Genomic DNA, 1,056 nt, shown 5'->3' with positions numbered 1-1,056 from the left:
GACAAATTGTAAAATATAGTGCAACAAAAAAACTCATAGGGTTTCTTTCGTGTAAACTGTAAGTAACGACACCAACAGAACACGAGGGAACCTATGAGCTACTCACATTTTACCATAAAAGAGCGACTAAAGATTGAAACTTACTTGGAATTGGGGTTGAAACCCTGCCAGATTGCCAATAAACTAGACGTTCATAGGTCTACGATTTCAAGAGAGTTAAGTCGTTGCGAAAATACCTATTCTGCGGAAGTAGCTCAGGAACATTATGAGCAACAGGCCAAGCTCAAAGGTAGAAAATCAAGCTGCACACCCGCATTGAAACAAGAGATTGAAGAGCGTCTACAGGCCTCCTGGTCTCCTGAACAGATTTGTGGTCGTTATCGGCTTGAAGAAAAACCGATGGTTTCTTTTAAAACCATCTACAACTGGCTCTACGCTGGCTTGATTCACCTAGATTTAAGCGTCTTACGCCGCAAAGGAAAAAGTCGAAAACCTCAGGAAACACGTGGGAAATTCACGATTGGGACACCGATTTCCAAACGTCCTAAAGAGGTCAAAGGTCGAGAAACATTTGGTCACTGGGAACTCGATACGGTGGTGTCAGCCAGAGGTAAAAGCAAGGGGTGTTTAGCGACCTTTGTAGAGCGGAAAACGCGCTTTTACTTAGCTTTCAAAATGCCAGATAGGACAGCTAAATCTATGTTTTCAGCTATCGAACAGCTGTGGACTTTATTTCCCAAAGAGGCCTTTAAGACCTTTACTTCAGATAGGGGAAAGGAGTTTGCCTGCTATCCCTTGGTGGAGAATTTAGGCATTCCCTTTTACTTTGCGGATGCCTACTCCTCTTGGCAAAGGGGAAGCAATGAAAATGCCAATGGCTTACTGCGAGAATATTTTCCCAAGAAAACCGATTTGGCGACTATTTCTAACGAGACTTTGGGAAAGGCATTAGGTGACATCAACCACCGACCACGAAAATGTTTAGCTTACAGAACCGCTGTTGAAGCTCTCTTGAATGAGTTCGAATAAAGGTTGCACTTTTTCTTGCAATTTGTC

At 43.0% G+C, this 1,056-nt stretch carries 1 protein-coding gene; it reads left to right on the top strand.

Annotated elements, in window-relative coordinates; translation table 11 throughout:
* Positions 1-93 precede the first annotated feature (93 nt).
* Positions 94-1,029, top strand: coding sequence for an IS30 family transposase (locus ABPH35_RS10905; RefSeq protein ID WP_349989678.1), 936 nt, complete (start codon positions 94-96; stop codon positions 1,027-1,029).
* The last annotated feature ends 27 nt before the right edge of the window (positions 1,030-1,056 follow it).

The organism is Streptococcus handemini, from assembly GCF_040984445.1.
Taxonomy (GTDB): Bacteria; Bacillota; Bacilli; order Lactobacillales; family Streptococcaceae; genus Streptococcus; species Streptococcus handemini.
This window is presented reverse-complemented; position numbering and strand designations above follow the sequence as displayed.

Excerpts from the sequence above, each read along its gene's own strand:
- ABPH35_RS10905 (WP_349989678.1), top strand. The coding sequence starts at position 94 with ATGAGCTACTCACATTTTACCATAAAAGAGCGACTAAAGATTGAAACT.